At 41.7% G+C, this 326-nt stretch carries 1 protein-coding gene; it reads left to right on the plus strand.

Features of this window, described 5'->3' with window-relative positions; translation table 11 throughout:
- Positions 1-318 (plus strand): Hsp20 family protein (locus tag IQR33_RS02730; RefSeq protein ID WP_193843494.1); only part of this gene is annotated, 318 nt, incomplete at its 5' end.
- Positions 319-326: the final 8 nt, after the last annotated feature.

The following is a 326-nucleotide window of genomic DNA, read 5'->3' on the forward strand; positions in this document are numbered from 1 at the left end:
GAGCAAAAAGACGAGCACAACTACCGTATTACTATGGCCGTTGCTGGCTTTGCTGAAGAACAGCTCGATCTGACTCAAAACGAAAACATGTTGATTGTAAAGGGCGAACGTAAAGCCGAAGAAGGCAAAAACTATGTTTACCAAGGTATTGCAGAACGTGATTTTGAACGTAAATTCCAGCTAGCGGATTACGTAAAAGTTGTCGGTGCATCAATGGAAAACGGTCTACTTCATATCGATTTAGTTCGTGAAATCCCTGAAGCCATGCAACCACGTAAGATTGCTATCGGTGGTAACAACCTGATTGAGAACAACTAATCAGTTAA

Origin of the sequence: Vibrio sp. OPT46 (genome assembly GCF_015163535.1) — a bacterium.
Taxonomy (GTDB): Bacteria; Pseudomonadota; Gammaproteobacteria; order Enterobacterales; family Vibrionaceae; genus Vibrio; species Vibrio alginolyticus.